Source organism: Puniceibacterium sediminis (assembly GCF_900188035.1).
Classification (GTDB): Bacteria; Pseudomonadota; Alphaproteobacteria; order Rhodobacterales; family Rhodobacteraceae; genus Puniceibacterium; species Puniceibacterium sediminis.
On record NZ_FZNN01000049.1, the window covers coordinates 1 to 5,018 of the forward strand.

At 52.5% G+C, this 5,018-nt stretch carries 5 protein-coding genes; 4 read left to right on the plus strand and 1 reads right to left on the minus strand.

What is annotated here, in order from left to right; genetic code table 11:
* Positions 1-296: 296 nt before the first annotated feature.
* Both CHB75_RS21005 and CHB75_RS21010 read left to right on the plus strand, forming a co-directional pair.
* Positions 297-1,136, plus strand: a complete 840-nt coding sequence (locus CHB75_RS21005) for a MobA/MobL family protein (protein ID WP_089274098.1) — start codon at positions 297-299, stop codon at positions 1,134-1,136.
* A 186-nt stretch (positions 1,137-1,322) separates the two neighbouring features.
* Positions 1,323-1,631, plus strand: a complete 309-nt coding sequence (locus CHB75_RS21010; RefSeq protein ID WP_141135172.1) for a hypothetical protein — start codon at positions 1,323-1,325, stop codon at positions 1,629-1,631.
* Positions 1,632-1,756: 125 nt separating this feature from the next.
* Here the strand turns inward: CHB75_RS21010 and CHB75_RS21835 are convergent, their stop codons facing one another.
* A complete protein-coding gene (locus CHB75_RS21835) occupies positions 1,757-1,903 on the minus strand; it encodes a hypothetical protein (protein WP_176439245.1) in 147 nt (48 codons plus the stop codon).
* Between the two features lie 1,698 nt (positions 1,904-3,601).
* Here CHB75_RS21835 and CHB75_RS21020 point away from each other — a divergent pair.
* Together CHB75_RS21020 and CHB75_RS21025 are read left to right on the plus strand one after the other, a co-directional pair.
* The gene (locus CHB75_RS21020; RefSeq protein ID WP_176439246.1) at positions 3,602-4,300 is read left to right on the plus strand and encodes a replication initiation protein; all 699 of its coding nucleotides are present in this window, start codon (positions 3,602-3,604) and stop codon (positions 4,298-4,300) included.
* 195 nt (positions 4,301-4,495) lie between these two features.
* On the plus strand, positions 4,496-5,018 hold a 523-nt coding region (locus CHB75_RS21025; protein WP_089274106.1), incomplete at its 3' end, for a hypothetical protein.

Sequence of the window (5,018 nt, forward strand, 5' to 3'; positions counted from 1 at the left end):
AATTATTGCTCCGGCCACCGAGCCCAATCTCTATTGGATCAACCCCTCCGTATTTTTTAACGGGAGTCGCTTGAAGCTTGTAGAAAACCCGCGAGGAACCCCTCAACAGCCCTCCCTAAGCACGCTTCCAGACGATACGTAGGCCTTACCCAAGGCCGTAGCGTGTTGGCGTAGCAGGGAGCGCCGCAGCGTCTCGGGACACATCTTCCGAAGGAAGAAGTGGAGGGCGCACAAGGGGACTTAACAGCTTCGCCGTTAAGTCCCGGATCGACGTGCGCTCCTGGCAGGAGGGCTAAATGCTCGAACTATCGACGACGATAAAGGGCATCAGCACAGCGCCGAAATCTCGCGCCGGGCTGACTGCAAAAAAAGCGACGAGAAAGGCTCGGGCACACCTGCGATACATCGCGCGCCCAAGCGCTGTTGATGCCGAAATGTGGCACGGCCTGAAAGACGTGTGCGGCAGCAGAATTTCCCCCGCGAAGGGGAACAGAACAGCCGCCCGTGCCGCCCTGCGGATCGCCTTTGATAAAAGGGCGGGTCAGGGAGGGAAGACAGGGTGTCGCGTCGCTGAGAAGCTCATGTTTTCTCTGCCCAACGATTTCCCGTCAAAGGCACGGAAAGAAGCTTTGGCCCGGGTCATGATCATCCTCGTGGGCGATTCCGAGGCAGCCGCTTATGGCACACTCCATCGCGACAAGCCTGGCAACCAGCATGCACATATTATGCTTGTAGATGGCTATGAAAGCGCGCGCGAGGCCCGCGCCCGCAAACCAGGTGCTCAGCGCGTACGGAGGCGCCAGAAGCTGCGTTTTGGCGACCTCGGCCGCCCCAAAGAGGTCCGTGCAATAATCGCGCAGGAGATTAATGCGGTAGCCGAGAAATACAGCGTCAAGGGAGTCGAACATCGCAGCTTCAAGAATCGAGGCATCGAGCGCCCAGCAAGTCGGCATCGAGGACCAGTCCAGAATGCTCGGCAGAACAAGCCGGAAGCGGCCCTAAAAGCAACGAAGAGAGCCGATGAGTTGAAAGTAAAGATAAGACGGCAAGCTGCCATCCCGGCCTCCGAGATACGCACCACAATGCCGGTCCGTCAGACCGCAAAGAAGATACTCCAACCTGATCTCGAAATCTGAAAACAGGGCTGCCGGTTTTGGCTTCATGGATTCCGTTGTTTTCTTGCCTCTTCTCAGTAGAATTCACACGCTCATCCGGACCCACCGCGAGTAAGTTCTCACAAAAAGCCCCGATCTCTGCTTTTGTTCTCACGAAACAAGCCAATGTCACACGTGAGAACCGACGAAAAGCAAACGAGGCAAGACATGAGCACTCACAGAAGCATCACCCTCACGCCCGGCATGGGACATAACGGGCGCGCAAAAACACAGGCAGAGCGCCAAAAAGAGCATTATCATCGCCGAAAAGCCGAGGGATGGCGAAAAACGTGGGTAGATCCCCAAACGCTCACCTTAGCTGACGAGCTTGGTGGCATTGAGCGCATTCAGGCCCATCGCGATAAGCTTGTGCAGCTTATCCGTGCCCAAGATGAGGCTTTGGCCATCCTTGGTGCAGAATTGGAAGAGATGAACTCACGGAGCTGGATCTCTCGCCTTCTGAACAGGAAGAGATAGACACCTTCACCATCAGCTCATCTGTGTTCCAGTAATTCCAGATATGAAAAGCCCCTCCACCTGAGAACGGCTCCTTATGGAACAGGAGGCGGCCAGGGGAGGGACCAGAACAGGCCTTCTGCTTTTTAGTACCAGAGCTTGGTAGCGATCGGGATCGCCACCAGAAGGGATACGATTAAGACCGCGCCAATCCCCTTCGCTTCGGCCGAAAATCCGCGATAACAAAGCCTCAGCGAGTTGTGATCCGTATTTTCGTCGCGTTCAACTGCCATACAAACATCCTTTTTGGACGGGCCAGTGAGCCCGCTCTTTTCCGTTTGATCCGGAGAAATGATTGTGCGACAAAAAATCTACCACCGATTTTCGCGCTTATCGCCGAACCAGCGACCGCGACTACCATTTTTGGTAATTGCGGTCGCATAGGTGGTATTTTGGAGCCGCCGACACCCTGTGGTCAACCGAATGTTTCGACAATCCACAGTATATTGCTCCATTCTACAATATGTTGGTCGTTGCTCCTCGCCATCCACACTGGTGAGCCGACACAGCTAATTTTGAACAGAACATGCCTCCATATTTTTTTATTCCCTGGCCTGACGCCATCTGCATCTCAGCAATGACAGAAAAGGGAACGTAATGAGAACGGATATCGCGTCGAACGAAGGTCTCTTCATGCCCCCAGAAAGCCTGCCGCCACAGGTTCGTGGGGCGATCAAGACGCTTTGTAGTGGGGCTCCCAGCCCCCGGGCTGCCAGAGCCGCCATATTGCTCATCTGGGAGCATGCACCCGACTCTTCCCAGGAAGACGTAAGGCGTGGGCTCATCCAGCATGCAAAGGCTGCAAATATGGATTGGCCCCGTCTCAGAACTCATCTGAGCGTTCTAAATAGGGAGCCTTCTCTTCGTCGATCTCGCAAAGAGGTTGGCGAGACGTAAAAAAGGACGCCGAGGTCCTTGCTGTAAATTTTTACGTCCCACCGTTTGAGTTGGCGGTTGTCAGCTGCGTGGAAACTTCAAAGGTGTTTGGCCAAGAAATCGTTCGTTCCTACTAACGCCGTCGAGTAGTAATGCTCACTTCCAGTGCCGGCATGGACCCGAGACACCCAAATTCGGTCATTGCCGTCGACAAATTGTTTCAGGTGATCGTGGAGCACCCTCGCGGTGCTCGTGGTTGCGACGAGCCAGACTGACCTCTGAACTTTATGCGATGTTAGCTTATTCAAAGCGTCCCATAGGGGCTGGTAGTCTGCCGGACCAGATTCTGTTTTCAGCTCATATGAGACCAGAAAAACGGACATATTCTAAACCTTTGATTGATATTTGTTTTGAGCCAAGCCGCGTCAAAATATTTTGACGCGGCTTGGCGCTTTTAGCGTCAGGGGCTCTCAGCCTCTTCTCACCTCACTTGCTCTTCTTGGGTTTGGGGCGTGTCTCGACCACCGTGGTGGACGGCCTCCGTTCCGCTTCGCGGACTGGGATGTAGCGGCCAGTTCCAGCGTCCCGACCAATCTTGCCAGGGGAAGTTTTTTTTGACATGGCTTCTCTGCCTCTTTGTAGGTTTCAGAACTGCCCGGGACGTGTCTCTCCAAAGTCTGTTCCGGGCAGGACATATTTACCATAGATCCCCCGCGACAAACAATATGTTGCGTCATGTCACGCACAACCCATTGTGCGAGCACAATATGTTGTGCCTATCCACAGAACCCCCCGTTTTTTTAAGTTTATAATCTTTTTATAGGTCAAAAATCATTTAAACTCATGTACTTAGGGATCCTAAATGTGAGAAATTGCGGTCTAAATGTGAGAAATTGCGGGTTAAGTGTGAGAAATTGCGATGGTTATCCACAGGCCAAAATGTGAGACACAGTTGACGCCCTCACATTTGATCGTATCCTCTCACAATGAAACGTGCTGTCGCATCCAAAATCACCATCTCATCAGAGACCTCTCTCGCGAATCGAAACGTCTCGATGAGCAACTCCATCGTGAGTGCCGCTCATGCCCTAAAACTCTCGGAGAAGAGGATCATGAGCGCGGCGCTGGCAAAACTGGACAGCATGTCAAAAAAGGCTCCGACAAAGCCAATACGCATAACCGCCTTGGAGTTCGCAGAGTGCTTTGGAATCGACGAGACCACTGCCTATGAGCAACTAAAATCGGGTGCCGAGGGCCTATACAATCGCTCTATCGTTCGCGTCATACCGACAGCATATGGGCAGAAAAAAGAGAAGATCCGATGGGTCAGCCGTGCGCTCTACCATGCCGGAGAAGGATTCGTGGAGATGAACTTCACGGACCACGTGGCGCCCTATCTCATGGCCTTAGAAAAGCGTTTTACGACTTACAAACTCGAACAGACTCGCGCCCTCAGATCTATCCACTCGTGGCGCCTATTTGAGAACTTAAAGCGATGGGAGAGCACCGGGAAGTGGATCGTCGAAATCGACGATTTTCATCATGCAATGGACGCCAGCGAGAGCTATCGAAAGAACTTCGCACAACTCCGGAAATGGGTCATCGAGCCTGCGGTAAAAGAGCTCCTTACTGTCAGTGGCCTCGACATAAAGTGGAGCCCTCATAAGACCGGGCGGAGAGTCACACGGCTACTGTTCCGCTTCAAACCAGCGGAACAGATGAGCTTAGACTTACAACCCCCTGCCGAAATGTGAGGGAATACGATTCCCGTGTCGGAAAAAGATGAAGAAAGAGAAGCCTTGTAACATATTGATATTATTAAATATACCGTCTCAAATATGATACCGTTAGTTCGGTAAATTATACTCGCAAAAACCGTTATCACACTGAATTTTGTGTTTTCCTGAGAAGCTCCACTTCCTGCCGACCAGAACTGCAAGAGGTCGAGCATGCAACTCACACCCACTAAACCAGACGGCACCAAAGCCGCAGATATCCCGAATGCGCAAAATCCGTTTCTGAAGGGCTTCCGTATTCCGATGAGGTTCACCAGGCGGACGCTTTCATCTGATGCCCGACAGGGTGTGATCGACCTGGACACACTCGTCGTGAACGAGGTTGCGGAGCTCGTAAAACGAGCCCCGGTAGACGCTGAGCAGTTCATCAAGGTTTTCGGTGCCAACCTCGGCCTACTCTTCCGGCTGTCTGGATCCGCGATCAAGGTTCTTACAGCAGTTTGGATTGAGATCTCTCATGACGTAGGCAGACATTCTGTCATGCTGTCCGAAAGAATAGCGAGACAGCATGCCAAAGCAGCCGGTCATACACTCACGCGTGCAACCTATTTTCGCGGCAGAAAAGATCTTATTTCCGCTGGAATTATTGCTCCGGCCACCGAGCCCAATCTCTATTGGATCAACCCCTCCGTATTTTTTAACGGGAGTCGCTTGAAGCTTGTAGAAAACCCGCGAG

Bases quoted from the DNA above. Each gene is read 5' to 3' on its own strand.
- CHB75_RS21005 (WP_089274098.1), top strand. From the start codon at position 297: ATGCTCGAACTATCGACGACGATAAAGGGCATCAGCACAGCGCCGAAA.
- CHB75_RS21010 (WP_141135172.1), top strand. From the start codon at position 1,323: ATGAGCACTCACAGAAGCATCACCCTCACGCCCGGCATGGGACATAAC.
- CHB75_RS21835 (WP_176439245.1), bottom strand. From the start codon at position 1,903: ATGGCAGTTGAACGCGACGAAAATACGGATCACAACTCGCTGAGGCTT.
- CHB75_RS21020 (WP_176439246.1), top strand. From the start codon at position 3,602: ATGAGCAACTCCATCGTGAGTGCCGCTCATGCCCTAAAACTCTCGGAG.